The sequence below is a fragment of the Selenomonas sp. KH1T6 genome, from assembly GCF_900108415.1.
GTDB classification, from domain to species: domain Bacteria; phylum Bacillota; class Negativicutes; order Selenomonadales; family Selenomonadaceae; genus Selenomonas_B; species Selenomonas_B ruminantium_A.
The window spans coordinates 1-16,559 of sequence record NZ_FNWN01000004.1 but is presented as its reverse complement, the minus strand read 5'-3'; the positions used below and the strand labels follow the sequence as shown (position 1 = coordinate 16,559).

The 16,559-nt window shown below is 39.7% G+C and carries 16 protein-coding genes; 12 read left to right on the top strand and 4 right to left on the bottom strand.

Going from position 1 to position 16,559, the window contains the following annotated elements:
- Positions 1 to 74: 74 nt before the first annotated feature.
- On the bottom strand, positions 75 to 845 hold the full coding sequence (locus BLW59_RS03720) for an Rpn family recombination-promoting nuclease/putative transposase (protein WP_074696321.1): 771 nt from the start codon (positions 843 to 845) through the stop codon (positions 75 to 77).
- 209 nt (positions 846 to 1,054) lie between these two features.
- Here BLW59_RS03720 and BLW59_RS03715 point away from each other — a divergent pair, with 209 nt between their 5' ends.
- The 7 genes from BLW59_RS03715 (at position 1,055) to BLW59_RS03680 (ending at position 9,531) form a co-directional block, all read left to right on the top strand.
- Positions 1,055 to 1,525, top strand: a complete 471-nt coding sequence (locus BLW59_RS03715; RefSeq protein ID WP_074696319.1) for a hypothetical protein — start codon at positions 1,055 to 1,057, stop codon at positions 1,523 to 1,525.
- 731 nt (positions 1,526 to 2,256) lie between these two features.
- On the top strand, positions 2,257 to 4,848 hold the full coding sequence (locus tag BLW59_RS03705) for a hypothetical protein (protein WP_074696315.1): 2,592 nt from the start codon (positions 2,257 to 2,259) through the stop codon (positions 4,846 to 4,848).
- Between the two features lie 57 nt (positions 4,849 to 4,905).
- A complete protein-coding gene (locus tag BLW59_RS03700; RefSeq protein ID WP_074696313.1) occupies positions 4,906 to 5,643 on the top strand; it encodes an NTP transferase domain-containing protein in 738 nt (245 codons plus the stop codon).
- A gap of 86 nt (positions 5,644 to 5,729) precedes the next feature.
- Positions 5,730 to 6,590 (top strand): phosphotransferase, encoded by an 861-nt coding sequence (locus BLW59_RS03695; protein WP_217634604.1) that lies wholly within the window; start codon positions 5,730 to 5,732, stop codon positions 6,588 to 6,590.
- Positions 6,587 to 7,573, top strand: a complete 987-nt coding sequence (locus BLW59_RS03690; protein WP_074696311.1) for a hypothetical protein — start codon at positions 6,587 to 6,589, stop codon at positions 7,571 to 7,573. Before BLW59_RS03695 ends, BLW59_RS03690 begins: the two co-directional genes overlap by 4 nt.
- A gap of 12 nt (positions 7,574 to 7,585) precedes the next feature.
- Positions 7,586 to 8,137: an HAD family hydrolase gene (locus tag BLW59_RS03685; protein ID WP_217634603.1), complete on the top strand. Its 552-nt coding sequence runs from the start codon at positions 7,586 to 7,588 to the stop codon at positions 8,135 to 8,137.
- Positions 8,138 to 8,154: 17 nt separating this feature from the next.
- Positions 8,155 to 9,531, top strand: a complete 1,377-nt coding sequence (locus BLW59_RS03680; RefSeq protein ID WP_074696309.1) for a CatB-related O-acetyltransferase — start codon at positions 8,155 to 8,157, stop codon at positions 9,529 to 9,531.
- On the opposite strand, the gene BLW59_RS18300 is transcribed toward BLW59_RS03680, so the two are convergent.
- Both BLW59_RS18300 and BLW59_RS03670 read right to left on the bottom strand, forming a co-directional pair.
- Complete coding sequence (locus tag BLW59_RS18300; RefSeq protein ID WP_074696307.1) at positions 9,499 to 9,744, bottom strand: hypothetical protein; 246 nt, start codon at positions 9,742 to 9,744, stop codon at positions 9,499 to 9,501. The genes BLW59_RS03680 and BLW59_RS18300 overlap by 33 nt on opposite strands.
- Positions 9,710 to 9,949: a hypothetical protein gene (locus BLW59_RS03670; protein ID WP_074696305.1), complete on the bottom strand. Its 240-nt coding sequence runs from the start codon at positions 9,947 to 9,949 to the stop codon at positions 9,710 to 9,712. The genes BLW59_RS18300 and BLW59_RS03670 overlap by 35 nt, the downstream gene beginning before the upstream one ends.
- Positions 9,950 to 10,137: 188 nt before the next feature.
- Here BLW59_RS03670 and BLW59_RS03665 point away from each other — a divergent pair, with 188 nt between their 5' ends.
- From BLW59_RS03665 to BLW59_RS03645, 5 genes are all read left to right on the top strand, one after another.
- Positions 10,138 to 11,724, top strand: coding sequence for a VPA1262 family N-terminal domain-containing protein (locus BLW59_RS03665; protein WP_074696304.1), 1,587 nt, complete (start codon positions 10,138 to 10,140; stop codon positions 11,722 to 11,724).
- A gap of 20 nt (positions 11,725 to 11,744) precedes the next feature.
- Positions 11,745 to 12,389, top strand: coding sequence for a hypothetical protein (locus tag BLW59_RS03660; protein ID WP_074696302.1), 645 nt, complete (start codon positions 11,745 to 11,747; stop codon positions 12,387 to 12,389).
- A 12-nt stretch (positions 12,390 to 12,401) separates the two neighbouring features.
- Positions 12,402 to 13,859: a hypothetical protein gene (locus tag BLW59_RS03655; RefSeq protein ID WP_074696300.1), complete on the top strand. Its 1,458-nt coding sequence runs from the start codon at positions 12,402 to 12,404 to the stop codon at positions 13,857 to 13,859.
- Positions 13,860 to 14,042: 183 nt separating this feature from the next.
- Positions 14,043 to 15,494, top strand: a complete 1,452-nt coding sequence (locus tag BLW59_RS03650; protein WP_074696298.1) for an SEFIR domain-containing protein — start codon at positions 14,043 to 14,045, stop codon at positions 15,492 to 15,494.
- A gap of 60 nt (positions 15,495 to 15,554) precedes the next feature.
- The gene (locus BLW59_RS03645; RefSeq protein WP_074696296.1) at positions 15,555 to 16,256 is read left to right on the top strand and encodes a toll/interleukin-1 receptor domain-containing protein; all 702 of its coding nucleotides are present in this window, start codon (positions 15,555 to 15,557) and stop codon (positions 16,254 to 16,256) included.
- 56 nt (positions 16,257 to 16,312) lie between these two features.
- On the opposite strand, the gene BLW59_RS03640 is transcribed toward BLW59_RS03645, so the two are convergent.
- The coding region (locus BLW59_RS03640; RefSeq protein ID WP_139283530.1) for a transposase domain-containing protein at positions 16,313 to 16,559 on the bottom strand (247 nt) is incomplete at its 5' end.

Genomic DNA, 16,559 nt, shown 5'->3' with positions numbered 1-16,559 from the left:
CTCCCATCAGGGTGGGAGCAAAGAGTTTTGCAATGTTGCTTGACAAAAGCATCCCGTTGGGTGGGGGCTGGGAGTTAAAGGACTGGGGCATGGGGAGTGCCATTGCTCAATTGCATGGACAACTGCTCTATACGTTCTTTTGACAGGTGAGAGTATTTGATGATTTTTTCTATAGGTTCGTTTTCCCGTAGCATATCTAGGGCAGTGGAAGCTCTCTCTTCATTTTTAGCTTCATCGCGTTCCTCGGCAATCTTCATCTGATAAGTCATATAGCTCGCCTTCTCTCTTTCATCAGTTTTCAATTCAGTAATAAGTCCTTGAAGTTCATCCACCCACTTATCTTTGACTGGCAGGCCGTCAACAAACTTCAGGAAGTTCAAGATTTTCAAGTTTACGTCTCTGAGTTTGCCCTTAGTGCTAAGGAAAATCTTCTGAGAGCCGTCATCCAGCTGTATTTTCTTATTCTGCTGACATATGTTCTTGAAGGTGTAGATATGCCGCTCGCCATCAAAAATCTTGAATGGGCAGATGAAGATAATGATGGATTTTTTCAGTTGGTGGTACTCTGCACCTACCTGCATAGCACCAAAGTCTATAACCGATTGGTAGTAACGTGTACGCCGTCCGAGCCAGGCTTCCGGGTAGCGGCGTACTTGCATCTCGATGTCGTAGACGGTGTTATTATCATCCTCCACATAGACATCTAGTCGTATGCCTTTGCTCTCATAGCCAGTTTTCATGGCTTTCTCAGTCTCAGGATCTACGAGCTTGCGAATTTTGACCTTCAGTATCAGTTCCAGCAGGTGCTTGCATATGTGCTTGTAGCTCATGACCAGTTTGAACATATTGTCATCAGCAATGGTCAGATCCTCCCAAGGCTTGAGATAGCTGGCGTTGATCTCATTAACAGTATACGTTGGAGAGGCTGCAGGTGCTTTCTTTGAGATTTTTAACTGGAGACTCCTTCCTGCAAGGATAATATGATAATTTTCTTACTATTATTTTAACAAACTGTAAATTGATGTCAATACGAAAATTTGAAGGAGTGATGACAGTGGAGCCTGATGTATTGAAATGGCTAGACCTAGCCCGCATAGATATTAAGAACCAGGGCGAGGGCAATGATGTGAAGGTGACTGTGGTGGAAGGAGAGGACTGCAATATCTGGCAGGCGGGATGGTTTTCGCATGGTGGAACAGGATATGTGATGGAGACTTCAGACCGGCACCTGATATTGGAACTGGAGTGTAAAGGAGCAGGTAATCTGCTCGTGAGACTGCAGGGGATAGACCGGCGGGCATCTGGTGGGGAACGTTTGCCGCTGTGGGTAGACTACACCAGGCTGGCAGTGAATGAGGAAGTTGTTTTTTGGGAATTGAAGCCCCAGTGGCATGACAGGCCGTATGTTTACACTCGCAAGGTGGTCGATGGGGAGACTCTTAGGGTTGAGATCTCTTGGGCATTGCATGGGTATAAGGGCACAGAACTATTCCAGCTACTGATGGTTGGTAAACCTAATGAATAAAGGCTAGTTCCTGTATTTTAGTTGACTTGAATGGTGGTTTTATATTTAGTTTATCTAATCCATGTATTTAAATAATTAATGGATTAAGGAGTTTTTGATAGGTGTAAAATTTAACTTAAATATCCTCGAAATAGTGTTTAAAATACGTGAGTTCTTGTAAACGATTGGATTTGGAATTGCAGGCTAGGATTGTAGAGAGATTCTAGGCAAGTCATGTTCTGTGTATTTCATTTGTAAGGTGGGGATGGAGAAGGGCTTAAGTCTGAGAACTTTTGAATTTGGCAATGAAATTAAGAAGGTTAATAAGTTGGACGTATGTTCCCTTTGCGTAATATATATTGCTATGCTATATAATTTGGTGAAAATAGTAAAGGTGTTGAAGAGGAAGATATGGAAATACTTGGGTATTTGTTTTTTGCTTTTGTGATTATATTGGTAGCAGCGCTTATGGTATTGCTCGTTGGCTATCATATTCTAAAGAAAGAAAAACATTAATATATATTCCGCGGTAAAATCCACCGCCTTTAGACGGTACCACTTTTTTTCCAAGTAACAGAGTGAAGCACTTTTAGTGGTGCTTCAGCCGAGTTTTACTCGGAACGTTTTACTCGGCTTTAGCCGAAATTGGCGACTTTCAGTCGCTAAGGACTTCAGTCCTTAAAACCCAGCGTCTTTAGATGGTGGTATGTTTAGTTGATTTGTGTTCGTTAAGTTTGAAAGTGGGAATTGAGATGAAAAGGAAAATTTGGGCAATTATTACTGGCCAAATTAGAAGCGAATTGTATTTTAAGGTTATGTTGATAAAGTTATGTGATTTACGCGCTAAGGGAATTGTTGAGGAAATTGTATATTCCACATGGGATGATGAAATTAATAAATATGTGGGATTACGTGAACAATTAAAGCTGTTACATATTATAGTTGTAGAAGCCCCTATGCCTGATGCGAAATTAGAGAGGAACTTCAATCCATTAAGTTATGAATATCAGCGGTCAACGTTGTTTAATAGTTGTAGTGTGATTCCGTCGGATTGCTTCGTTATAAAATTTCGTACTGATTTGAACCAGGGAGTGCGACCGTTTTTTGATTTCCTTGCTGAGGGGATAAAGAGTATAGAAGAAAGAACGGAGATAAAACGCTTCGGAGCATTCCCTATTATGTATGAAAAGAAAATGGTTCTTGAAGTATATGATACTAGACATTTGATGTTTTGCAATGATAGGTTTTTCGGTGGGTGGAGAAATGATTTAAAGAAAATTTGTAATCCAATTTCCAATTTTAAAACTAGAAAGTACCATGTTTTTAATGAAAATGCTTTACTGAATGGGTATGCGTATCATTTTTTTCCGCTGTTATGTGATTCGTGGAATATTATATCTATTGAATTTTATAATGTTCTGCAAAAATACTGCGCTGATAAGCAGGAAAAGGAATTGGTTTTACCTAGATTGATTTTAAGACTTTATGCAATGATATGTGTATATATGTATACACATATCACCTTAGTGGGATGGGGGGTGAAAACCTACAATGGGCCGTATTCTCTTAGAAATTTTATAAAGGGAGATTATCTTAGTGATATATTGATAGAAAAAATAGTTACAGGAGATTTGGTTCAATCAAGAATATCTGCTTTGTTTAAAGATGAAATGAGAAAAATAGCAATAAACTCGCCTTGCGTGCATGGGTATACTTATGAGGAATATGAGGAGCTGAAACGATTCACCATTGAAGAATTAAAAAAACCAGAACTTATAGGTGAATACCCATTTGCTACAAAGTGTTTTATGGGTGATCTTGATAAAAGTCAAGCTGCGAATATTTTGCTTAGAAAGTATGATGATACAAAGACTATAAATAGAATTGCAGATTGTATAGATGATTGTTACAATAGCTTTTATCAAAATATATTCAGTAAATTTACTAAGAATTCAATAGGTGAAGAATTATACCTTGATATGTTAATAGCATCAGTATTTGACTCTAATAGGTGTGCTATCGCTGAATATGTGGAAATGGTCGTTAAACAATCATGCGTAGCTAATGCTGATATTATTAATAATGCACTTAGATATGTAACAACAAATGTGTTTCAGGGTAATGTTGATGAATATACAATAATTACAACATATTATTTACTTAAGATTTATCGTGAATATGATAAATTTGAAATAAATTTTGACGGATTTGAGGTAAGGTTGAATTCGCTTATAGATAGACTCTTTCATAGATTGTTGCCAGAGAATAGGATGATTATAAGAGATGAGGTGACATTTTTAAATGTTTTGAACGATAGGCTTAATAGTGTACATGGATTCATTGAAGCTAACGAACTAGAAATAATCAAGGTGTTAGTTAGAATGGCACCTCTAAAAATGCCACTTTCTTCTAATGTTATAGATTCTTTAAAAAAGCAGCATCAAAATAATGTGTTGTTAAAGTTGGAAAAATCATACCCTGCTGTATTCCAAGAAGGGGATTTAGTAATTCCTCATAAACTTGAGACGTTGATTGGAAAAGATGATTTATGTGGAGTTCTTTCTTATACAGAAATGGTTAAGGGGGGAGGCGCATCTAGTGAAGCAATACTTCAATATTTGTTAGAAAATCAGATGAAAGCATTTGACGCAAATGGAATATTGGATACGAAGTTGGATTTAAAGAAGGTTATAGAAAAACTTTCAAGGAATTATTCCAAAGCATCCTTTTTACTTCGATTAAATCTATTTTTTATTACAGGTAAATTGTCTGTTTCAAAAGATGATGTTTCAGATAAGAGATGGTTTGTTATGTTTATTGAGGTGCTTTATAGCAAAAGATTAGTGCAACAAAACAAGCATATTCTTACTGAAATGTGCAATGGCGACATTGAAAGAAAAATGCTATATTATATTTTTCTGAGATTAGAAAAAGACAGTAGGTTGGATTTTTTTTCTATGAAAAATGGAAATGAAATATGGATTTATTATGTGCCATATTTACAAAGTGAACAAAGGAAACATTTTCAGGTTCCGACTCAGTTGGATGGTAAAACATGGCCGGGAGCTGATAGAAAAAATGATTCGTCTTTTGCTGCTTTTGTGATGCTTCTGGGTAAAAGCGTTTATATTTCTATTGAGTTTTCTGCTAAAGATACCGCTAGATCTAGGAAGTTGGCTGAAGCTGTAGGCTTTGAGAATAAGCGCAATGATGATTCTCTTATTCGATTAACAACCAAATCATTTCAGTTTAGAGATAATAAGGACTTATCACAAGCAATTGATAAGGCACTAGATGAAATGTGTTCGGTTGGTGATAGACTTATGAAAAGTTTGAAATGCTGAATATGTTTTTGACTGTTGAATCTGTCAAAAATAAGATATTATGGAGGAAAATTTAATATGGAAGGAATACATTTAATCATGCCTATGGGGGGGGCTGGTTCCCGCTTTGAAGAGTGTGGCTATAAAATCCCTAAGCCACTTATAATGCTTCATGGCCGCCCTTTCTTTTTTTGGGCAACTCAGTCTTTGACAAAGTTTTTGGATTATGCGGATATTACCTTCGTCGTATTGCATGATCATGTAGATAAGTTCAATATCACGGGAAAAATTCGAGAATACTATCCAAAGGCAAAATTTCGGGTGCTACCTAGGATCTTGCCAGGTCCTATGTTCACCTGTCTGGAGGGGGTTGCCGAGATTGATGACTCCTCGCCGATTATATTTAATGATTGCGATCACATGTTTATGTGCGAAAAGCTGTATCGGGATATGAAGCATGCGGCATTAGTGGAAGATGGTGCCTTGCTGACATTCACTTCTAGTGACCCCCGTTTCAGTTATATCAGAGAGGACAGTCGAGGCAATGTGATAGGTACTGTAGAGAAAGAAGTAGTAAGCCCGCACGCCATCTGCGGAGCATATCTTTTTAGGAACAAGGAAATTTTTTTAGAAACCGCTGAAGCTTATAAGCAGAACTGCCCCTACAAGGAATTCTTTATGAGTGGCATGTACAACATCATTTGCAAACAGCAAAAGAAGGTAAAGAATTATGTGCTGGATTTCCATGTTGATTACGGAACTCCGGCTGAGTATGAAGCAGCAAAGGAATCATCATATTTCAAATATCTGAAGTAGAAAGCTCTGGTTTCGACGTGAATTTATTTGAGGAATGGCCTAAAATCAATGATTTAGGGCTTGACATTATAGGAAGGGTATAGAGTTTGATTACTAATACAAATTTAGGCGGACACTCAGGTTGCCAAATTTTACTGTGCGAAGATGAATCCGGCGAGACTTTTGTACGCAAGATATCAAGTAGTATTGATTATAATGAACGACTGATTGTACAGAAGAAGAAGCAGGAAAGTTTTCATGATGGGCTGATCAAGGTACCGCAAGTCCTGAGAGACGGATACATCAGTAACGGTCTGTATTACTTCGATATGGAATATGTCCATGGCATTACGCTGGCTGAGTATATCAAGGAAGTAGAAGTGAGCGAGATTAAAGGCATAGTAGATATACTTATATCTTCAGCCAGGACGGAGAAGGATTGCCAGAGTGGCGCAGCTGCTCCAAAAGCTTTTCAGAATAAGATAAAGAATTTGAAGCGTAAGCTATCAAAACTGGACAATGGTATTATCAATGAGGCCATAGAGATTCTTGCTTCTCATGACTGGAGCAAGATACTATCATCTGCTTGTCATGGCGATATGACTCTTGAGAACATCATTGTACGCAACAACGAGCTTTACCTGATAGACTTTTTGGATTCCTTCTTTGACAGTTGGGTCTTTGACCTCAGCACTATTCTGCAGGATGTGGAGGTACTCTGGCATTATAGGGATGAAAAGATAGACAATAACACTGTTATCCGCTTGATTATCATGCGGGATCTTCTTTTCAACAAACTGCAGGAGCTGATGGGGGCTGATTACATAGAGGTGTACTACACCCTGTTGTTAAAGCTTATCCGCATCTATCCATATACAAAAGATGAGCTTACCTACAACTTCCTGAATAAGAAGACCAGAGAAGTCATGGATTTCATTAAGGGAGAGAATTTGGAGGTGGCTTCATGAACACTTTGATTGTACCCTGTGCCATAAACCGGATTATAGGTGGGGAACCATTGGGCGTGAAGCGGCATCCATTGGGGAGACTGGTGGTTCATCAATGCTTCTATAATATGGATCTGGGCCGCTTTGATAGCATAATCATCGCCCTAAACCAAAAGGAGGAAGCGGCCTATGGCATCAGGGAGAAAATCTGCAAGGAACTGCAGGATTATGACAAAGTAAAGGTTACTATTCTGGACGAGGAAACCAGCGGCCCGGCTGAAACCGTCTATCAGACCATTGCCAAGGAAAATGTGATGGGGAGTCTGGTTTTGAAGGACTCGACAAACTACATCGATATTTCAGAGGATATGTACGGTAAGAACTTCATAGCCGGCATAAATATATCCTCTTGGCCAGAGGATATACATGACATCAGACGCAAGAGCTTCATCAAGGTCAACGAGCAGGCCAAGGTGTTGGATATTATCGAGAAGAAGGTCAAGTCCGAAATCATTGGTGCGGGGCTGTATGGTTTCAAGGATGCCAAAGATTACTGTGAGGCTTATGAGAAGCTGAACAATTCCGTGCATCCCTTGCGTTCCCTTTACGTAAGCCATATAATTTCATATTTGATAGGCGTATACGGCAAGGTCTTCCATTACCTGCCGGTGACAGAATTTGAGGACTGGTCTTCCGAAAAGTGCTGGCTTGATATCCAGGCAAGATATGCCAACTATTTCCTTGATCTTGATGCAATATTTGGCGTGGAACTTGACTGCCAGAGTCATTTGGATGTAATAGAAGATTTGACGAAACTCAGCGCCAAAGGAGCTACCTTCATAGGCTTTACATCTAATGATGAGAGTGTGAAGAAGAGAATGAAGAATATGTTCCTGAAACGGGGAATCAACTGCATTCAGGTAGTTTACGGCTGTTCCATGTCCAAGATAAAAAGGATTATTTCTACGGATACTATGGTGAGGGAATCGAATTACAAACTTTGAGGGTGATTTTAGGTGAAACTGGCTATCTTTGATATGGACGGGACACTATTTGACACACGACAGGCAAACTATATGGCTTATAAGCAGGCTTTGAATGAGTTTGGCTTTGATGTGAGCAGGGAATATTACTTCGATTTTTGTAACGGGAAATACTATATGGATTTCCTGCCACAGCTGGTGGGTGAAGATAAGGAAATCCTGCAGAAGATACATGCATTGAAGAAGGAGTGCTATCAGGAGTTCTTTGGGGAAGTTATTCCCAATAAACATTTGCTGCGTATTCTTGAAGCCATCAGAGAACAGTATAAAACTGCTCTTGTAACTTCGGCTTCTAGAAAAAATGTGGAAACATTACTGTCGTATTTTAATATTGATAATCAGTTTGATATTATAATTACGCAAGAAGATGTCAAGGGGAAGAAGCCGGATCCAGAGGGCTTTCTATATGCTATGAAAATGTTTGATGCTGATTCTGATGAAACTATGATTTTCGAGGATTCTACAGAGGGGATTGAAGCTGCAAGGAAAACTGGGGCTCAGGTTTTTGTGGTGGATAATAATTGATAGGAGGTAGGAGCTTGATGCAAAAGTTTATAATGTCCAGAGAAATACTGGACAAACTTCATGAAAAGAAAATATTTATGACGGATAGGATTCCTGCAGGTATTGAAGGACGTATTAATAGAGAATTTTTCTATACAAATGAGTGCCGAATAGGACATAACTGCGGGCTTCTCGGTGGTGTGCATTTCCCAAAAGTGTTTGGTTCATATACATATTCATTCTCGCCGCTTGATACGTTTTTTTCGGTTGGGAATTATTGCAGTATAGCAGGTGGGATGAGAATATTGGGAACGAGGCATCCAATAGAGCGGTTTACCACATCCTCTATTACATATGATACATGGAGTCCTATCTTTAAAGGTGACTTCCGCCTCCATAAGACGTCTGCCCCCCCCCCGTGGAATAATGAGGTAATAATTGAGAATGATGTTTGGATCGGAGCTAATGTGACTTTGAAGAAAGGGGTAACACTGCATACAGGATGCGTGGTTGGAGCAAATTCTCTTGTTACCCATGATGTTCCTCCCTATGCAGTGGTGGGAGGGGTGCCTGCCAAGCTGATAAAGTACAGATTTGATTCACATACAATTAGGTGTTTATTGGAATCAAGATGGTATGAATATGATGTGAACTACCTTGATGTGCCATCGGATATTTACGTATATGATTTCATCAAGCATTTTAATGAACATAAAGATAAATTGCCAAAACTTGAAACTGTTAAATTGGATTATGTTATCGAATCGTTGACGCATCCTAACAGAGTGGATTTTCGCAATAAAATGCAGCTTTTTATGAAGGACGGAAATCTGATAGTAAATGCGACAGATGTAGCTGACAAAAAGAATTGGATTATTTTAATGGAAGCACTTTATCTAAAGGGAGGTGTAAAACAAAATGAACACAGTCTTAATGAGATGCTTATCAATGATTCTTGGAAGCAAATGATATTGCAGATATTCTTAAGGTTGGAAGCGGATAAAAGGATTGTTTTTTTTGCGATGAAAGGTGATGATACGTGGTTCCATTATAAACCTTATGATAAGAATGTTGTTAGTCATGGATTGACTGTTCCATTAGAGGGGTCAGGTGAAACATGGCCAAGTGCGGATAGGAAAAACACATCTACATTTGCCACATTTATGAGTTTAAAGGAAAATGGAATTTATATTTCAATCGAGTTAGCTGCTAAAGAATCAACTAAGGCTAGAGAACTTGCTGAAAATGTGGGTTATGAGAAAGATAAAAGCAGTAGAACACTTATAAGATTGAAAACAAAACTGTTTCAGTGTAAGGATGTAAGTGACATACGCAGTGCAGTAAATTTGGCATTGGATGAACTATGTAATATTGGTAATAAATTAACTATAGCACTGGAAAACCTTTACCTTTAGGCGGTTTTTCCTGCGATAGCGCAGGTGAGGCAAGAAATTGTTGCAACCTGGCCATAAGCGGTGGAAGAAGTCATAAAAAGAGGCGAAGGACGGTGTATGGTCGGGTGAAAAGCCCGAAAGTATGGCCAGAGACTCATCGGACCGCAGACGCTCGGCCCAGTCAACGAGGGAAGTAGACTTAAGGCAGATGGAAAGCAAGTAGGAACGCAGCATCGAGGAAGGGAGCCATGCAGGACGACCTTCCTCTGAGTAGAAAGGGGCGCATGATTTCGTCAACTAATGAAAGATCAAGAGCTAGGAGTTTGACTGCCAGCTTGAGTTTCTTCTTGTCGAAGCGCTTGAGGCGGCTGTTGTGAATGCGTTGGGAGAGGAGCTGCTTATAAGCAGCGTGTGAGCCGTCTTTAGGCAATCTGAGCATTATGTTCACCTTCTTTCCAAGTACTATTGTACATGTGAAACATCAAAATGAGATGGGTGATACTCATTCGCAACAGGTTTTGCTACAAATTGTGGGGCACATTGAATATTGTGCCATGGCTCGAGTCTGGCAAATAAATGGCTTTGAGTTTTCTAATTTACATGAGTCTAAAGAGGGAGGTCTGTTACATGGAACTGGAAGAGCGTTGCCGTAGATATGATCGCGCAGAGCTGACTGTAATATCTCTGAATGTTCCTGGAGACAGAAAAGAGTACACCATGTACTCCTTATTGGAATTGTGTCCAGTAGGGCAGATTCCCTCAAATACAATTCCTCAGGAAAAGAAAAAATTTACTATGACAGATTCATCTGGGAAGCAACTCACAGCCACCATACATCGTTTTTTTATCAAAGATACACTGAAGGCTGCACAATACTACCGTAGTGAAAAGGCGCATTCTGTGGAAAACCAAATATTCTATGATTATCTTTATCAGGACGAGAGAATGCAGGAAGAGTCGGTGGGACAGGATGGCTTGCTGATCAATGCCGTTTCTGATGAGAAGCCGGATGTAGTTTCAGTTATGCCGAGATTATCAGTGACTATCAGGCTGTTTGCGAAGCGCAATCGAAGCCGTAGGATGCTGGAACTAGTCACGGATCCCTGTATGACAGGATTGTGTCATCATATAGTTACCTGCTTGGGGATAGATTTGCTGCATTATAGAGAATATCTTGGGGGAATATTTTTATGTTGCCCGGATAACATCCTCAGACATGTAGAGGCTCGCCTTGGGCGTGGAAGCAAGACTTTGTTGTTGAAGTTGCGTTATCGTGAAGGTATGCAATCGCAAAATAAATGTCAAGTGGAACTTACGGACAGGCGTAATATGGGAGATGTATACATATCGCGACAGCCCATTGAATCGTCCAGAGTAGTTATAGATTTGCCGACGGAGCCAGAGCGGCTGCTTTGCAGGATTTTTGATGATAGTGGCGAGCTCATTGAGCAGATGGTGTTCTCTTTTTTGAAAAGAATCAATTTTTCCATGGGGATACATAGACGCACCAGAGTTATCGAGCAGAATGGCCGTCAAGGCCATGTCCCGGAAACAGAATACGTTAACTTCTCTGTTGGACACCAGCATGATGACGAATATGAGCGTCGTCTGCAATCTTTTGCAGAGGCGCGAAGGCTCGAAAGCCTGGAGCGTAGCAGGGAATTCATTTTCTTTCCCGGTGACAAGATTGGACATGAAGAAAGTCAAAAGAAAGCTATTAAAATTGTCAGGGAACTTTTACAGACGGCTAGGGAGCGCTGCATCATTTGCGACCCATGCTTCGGAGCGTGGGAGTGTCAGGCTTTTGGCCCCTACATGAACAATCGGAATATATCTCTGTGTGTAGTGACATCGGCAGCTTTTCTGTTAGAAGAAGTGCCGCCTCTCACGGAGGATGAGTCAGGTCAGGAAGTGGTAGCAAGATACATAGAACTGAAGAAGGTCTTGCGTACTTTCCAGAACAAGCAGATTGCAGTTAAATGCTTTGTTGCTTTGCAGTCTAATCTTGCCATGCAGGCCCGATTTATCGTCATAGACCGACAGGTGTACATTCTGGGAAGTTCGCTGCATAAATTTGGTGCTTCGCCGACAGTGCTTTATAGGTTGCCAGTGGCTTCTAGCATGATCAGGACAGCCAAGGAATGGCTCCGGCAAGATTCCGGGCTTGCGCTACCTTTTGAGGATTGGTTGGCAACTCAGATTATAGACCTGTAATAGATGGGGAGATGATGGGGATGACAGCAAAGCCCGGGGTAGCTGTAGCCGTACCCGAAACAATATCGTCAGTTGCTGAAGACCATTACTGCCTGAAGGGAGAAGCATTTTGGTTCTATGATGTGATGAAAAAGCATCAATCTGGACCGACCATATATCGTTATCTTTTATCATCGGCGGAACGTGAAATCTGGATTTGGGATCCGTATCTCAAGGATACGGACATAAGCCTCTTTGACAGTATTGATGAGGATGTGTCAATACGGATTCTCACCTCAGACTATAAAAGAAATGAAACCGATATATGCAGCAGACAGCTGCAGGGATTCGCCGATGGCTTAAAAGTTTTGCTAGTTAGGAAAAATCTGGACATAACATTGAAATTTTTAAATAAAAATATGCTTTACTGGACGAATAGAACAGATTCTCCTCATGATAGATACCTATTTGTGGACGACCAGGTTTACCTGGTGGGGTGTTCTTTGCAGTATCATTCCGTAGAAGGTCTTCTGAGCTATAATTTTACTGGCTCAGGCAAATGGTCAATAGCCAGTACAGCTGTGATGAAAGTTACCAGCGAAATCAATAAGGGAATATTACGTAGTGCATTTCTGGAATTATGGAACAAAAACGACAAATATGTGCTGAATTACACTCTTGAGTAGGGAGGCTCATATATGGAATTACCGAAGTTGAAAGATGCCTTTGACGGTTTGCACAGTTGGGATTGGCATAGGGAAGAAGAATCAGACAGGAAGAATCGCACAGAGGCTCTGAAGCATGAACTTTCTGATTGCAGCGGGAATATATGGGAGCAAATGCATCGTTTGCGGTCATTTTATTGTGAATCAGATTTGGATAGAAAAGTTCGCGATGCGGCTTTAGGCAAGTTGAAGGAGAATAAAAAGATACTGTTCGCCTGGATAATGGAGCTTCCTTATCCGGGTATGCAGTATAAAATGGTCGAATTACTGTCTCGTCAGAAACAACTGGGTGCCTTCTTGCAGTATGCAGCTGGACAGGAGAAACCCAATACTTTCGTGATTCTTTGTGCTTGCAGTATCTATATTAGCGATATCGAGAGCCAATTGGCAGCTGCATATGGTGAGTCAGAAGAGCAGCTTGCACACATTCGAGACGAAGGTATAAGAACCATACTGCAGGGACTGACACAACTGGATGCGGAGAGTTACCTTATTGTATCTTTGACTATCCTAAGCAATGAATGGATTATGGATGAGGATAAGTATCCCTGCGCTTTCCTGAGTCGCAATCAAATAGCGAAGCAAGTAGTTGATAAGTTCGCTACAACAGAAAAAGCCAGAGAGATATTGCACAGGCAAGAGTGGACAGAGGGGAGAGCGGGAATCTTTGGTCGCTTGAAACTACTTATAGAATGGGAATGCAACAAGGGTTTTGATTTGCGAGAGGAGTATTCGTACCTATGGGATTGCCTGCACTCCTGGCTGGTAAAGGAAGATACCTATATCTTCTTTGGGCAATCCAGAGAAAATGACAATCTTATGCTGCTTTGGTTTACGGCCTATCTTCTGCATATGGAATTGAATCCTGCTAAAAAGTTTAAGGAATTGCTTAGTGGCTATGATGTACGCATGGATGGATGGCGTAGTGATATTTCTATGAATCTTCATAGGCGTCAGCAGCGTTATTTCCTGCTGACCGTCGGTGCTATGGCGGCAGAGTGGCTAAATAATGACGATAAACGCAATGAGGCATATCCACTATACAAATTGGTTTGTGAGGAAGGGATTCTGGCACTTTGTTCGTACAATGATACCACGGAGCACGAAACGAATTTCTGGGCGCAGTATTGGGCTCGTGCGAAAATGCTTATTCCGCCCTCAAAATATGATGAGGCTAAGGATATGCTGGTGAAATGTTTCAGGGAACTTTACTTGCCGGATGATATGTTGACAATTACAGAGCAAATGATTGCTAACGCGGATGCAACTTTTGTTAAGGCGTTTTTTAATAGAGAATTTACGGACGAAATTTTGCAGATTATCGAGGAAGAACTGAAGTTCAGGGAGCATGAAAATGAGTTCTTTGAAAAAAGGATAAAAATAGGTTGGCATAGATATTGGGAATTGAGCAGACAATTATTAAGTTTATAATTTTACCGGAAGATCCAGTATGGTTATGTAAATTGTGCAGAAGAGAACTGGGAAGAAGGTGCAGGTAGTGCTTGATAATCATGTACCTAAACTCTATGATGCCCTCCCTGGGTTCTTGAAGGTAGAGAAGTATGAGGGATAGCATCTTGAAGCTTACTTAAGGTTCTTATTGGAGATGATATAATGCTTGATCGAACACCAAAAGTTTTTATATCATATTCTTGGACATCGAAAGAATATCAAGAATCCGTAATTTCTTTGGCCAAAAGGATGCGTCATGATGGTGTGGATGTGAAACTTGATGTTTGGGATTTAAAGGAGGGACAGGATAAATACGCTTATATGGAACAATGCGTTTCAGATGAGTCTATTGATAGAGTGCTAATATTATCAGACAGGATTTATGCGGAGAAAGCTGACAATCGTAAGGGCGGAGTAGGAAATGAAACTACGATTATTTCATCCGAAATTTATGACAACGCTGATCAGCAAAAATTTATTCCAGTTGTGATGGAACGGAATGCAAACGGACAAGCGTGTTTACCTAAATATCTTAAATCATTATTTTATCGTGATTTATCTGGCGACAAATATGAAGCGGAATATGAAGCATTGCTACGCAATATATATGAAGTACCAATTCATAGAAAACCTGAAATAGGAGAGAGGCCTAAATGGTTGACGGAGGATACTTCTGATACATTGTATGACATAAAAAATATTGGGAGAAAGATTGATTTAGCGGAATTAGATAAGATAAGACAAGTAACAATACGTGAATTCTTGGATACGTATATTGAAGCATTAAAACCTTTCTATAAAGAACATATTAATGAAGAAGAATATCTAAAGTTGTTTTTCGAAACAAAAGAGTATAGAAATGTTTTTCTTAACCATTTGAATTCTTTTTCTAAGTTAGATGACTTTGGCAGCATAATGGCGGAAGAATTTGAGAGATTGTTTAATGCTCTTTATGACATTAATACTTTTAAACCAGGGGCAAGTTCATGTAGCAGTGATGATTTTGATTTATTTAGAGTACATGTATGGGAATTGTTTATATGCACAGTGGCATATATGCTCCATTTTGATATGTATCGCGATATTCATGAACTTCTTGTTCATACATACTTTCTAAGGAGGTCACCGTTAGGAAGTGAAACTGAGCCGTGTAGTTATGTCAAACTACGATTTTATTCTAAAATGTTAGAAGAGCGAATAAAACCTGGTTTATCAGGTGAATTGGCGAATAAGTTTACACTTACAGGGCATTATATGGTTTCTGCTAGAGAGTATATGCCTATATATTCTTCAAAGTCATTGGCAAATGCTGATTTACTTTTGTATCAGGTTTATGAATGTTTTGGGACTGATGTTATAAAATCTGAATGGGGAGTTTGGTTTCCTACACTATATGTTTACGCAGATCGGTATGATTCTATATGGAAAAAATTGACTTCTAGGAGATTCTGCAGAAAAATAATGCCATTATTTGGAGTTGAAACACTGGATGATTTGAAGGTTTGTTTATATAGATGTATCCGTGATAGGAAGTATCGTTATGAAGATACCTGGGTAGGTGCTCCTTCAATTCTTTCATGGATAAAGATTGAAGATGTAGCGATATATCCTTAATCAATAGTGCAATTGCTTATTATGATGAACTGAGTTTTTCTAAGAAGAGAGGGCGTTTAAATGTCTAATAATGATATCCATACACCAAGGGTCTTTATTTCATATTCATGGACATCTGAGGAATATAAGCAGTATGTTTTGAATTTGGTTAGTGCATTGAGAAAAAATGGCGTAGATACCATTATTGATGACTACGATATGAGTCCTGGAGACGATAAATACGTTTTCATGGAAAGGATAGTAAGCGATGAATCTATAGATAAAGTTTTAATTTTGTGTGATGAGGGATATAAAAGGAAAGCGGATAGTCGAACTGGCGGTGTTGGCGATGAAACGATGATTATAACGCCAGAGTTATATGGGAAGTCAAATCAAAGTAAGTTCATCCCTGTGGTGCTTGTAAAAGATGAGAATGGAAATGCATGTCTACCAGTATACTTAAAGTCTCGGTTGTATGTAGATATGACAACTCCATTTGGAATGACGGAACTGTTAAAAACAATTTATGGAGTTAAAGGCTATAAGCCGCCTCTTGGTAAACCGCCAGCTTTTGTCACAGACCCCAAAGAACCAAAGGCGTATAAATGTGCAGTTTGTGGTGAATTGATAGAAGATGATGGACTGTTAGTCAAACTTCAAAAACCATATGGCAATATACTCCGTGTTGTTCCAATTCATAAAGGTAGATGTGATGATGCGTTGCAGAATTGGGGAGAAAGAAAAGGTGTTAATACAAACTCTAGTATGGAAAGTAAGCGGTAAACCATCTGGTGTAGCACGTAAATGAAAAAAGCATGACCGTTCATGGCCATGCTTTTTTACTTACAGTTTTTCTGAACTTCTTCATTCCAAGGAAGCAACTCATCCAACTCGTCAGGATGGATTTTGAAATTCATGTTGGGCATCCGTTCAAACAAATAGACCAGATATTTAAAAGGATCTATGTCATTGGCTTTGCAGGTTTCAACCACGCTGTAGACGGCAGCACTGGCTGCGGCGCCTTTCGGCGAGGCCGAAAACAGCCAATTTTTACGTCCTATGGTGAAGCTTCTTATGGCACGTTCG

Bases quoted from the DNA above. Each gene is read 5' to 3' on its own strand.
- BLW59_RS03720 (WP_074696321.1), bottom strand. From the start codon at position 845: ATGTTCAAACTGGTCATGAGCTACAAGCACATATGCAAGCACCTGCTG.
- BLW59_RS03705 (WP_074696315.1), top strand. From the start codon at position 2,257: ATGAAAAGGAAAATTTGGGCAATTATTACTGGCCAAATTAGAAGCGAA.
- BLW59_RS03700 (WP_074696313.1), top strand. From the start codon at position 4,906: ATGGAAGGAATACATTTAATCATGCCTATGGGGGGGGCTGGTTCCCGC.
- BLW59_RS03690 (WP_074696311.1), top strand. From the start codon at position 6,587: ATGAACACTTTGATTGTACCCTGTGCCATAAACCGGATTATAGGTGGG.
- BLW59_RS03680 (WP_074696309.1), top strand. From the start codon at position 8,155: ATGCAAAAGTTTATAATGTCCAGAGAAATACTGGACAAACTTCATGAA.
- BLW59_RS18300 (WP_074696307.1), bottom strand. From the start codon at position 9,744: ATGCTGCGTTCCTACTTGCTTTCCATCTGCCTTAAGTCTACTTCCCTC.
- BLW59_RS03670 (WP_074696305.1), bottom strand. From the start codon at position 9,949: ATGCTCAGATTGCCTAAAGACGGCTCACACGCTGCTTATAAGCAGCTC.
- BLW59_RS03665 (WP_074696304.1), top strand. From the start codon at position 10,138: ATGGAACTGGAAGAGCGTTGCCGTAGATATGATCGCGCAGAGCTGACT.
- BLW59_RS03660 (WP_074696302.1), top strand. From the start codon at position 11,745: ATGACAGCAAAGCCCGGGGTAGCTGTAGCCGTACCCGAAACAATATCG.
- BLW59_RS03655 (WP_074696300.1), top strand. From the start codon at position 12,402: ATGGAATTACCGAAGTTGAAAGATGCCTTTGACGGTTTGCACAGTTGG.
- BLW59_RS03650 (WP_074696298.1), top strand. From the start codon at position 14,043: ATGCTTGATCGAACACCAAAAGTTTTTATATCATATTCTTGGACATCG.
- BLW59_RS03645 (WP_074696296.1), top strand. From the start codon at position 15,555: ATGTCTAATAATGATATCCATACACCAAGGGTCTTTATTTCATATTCA.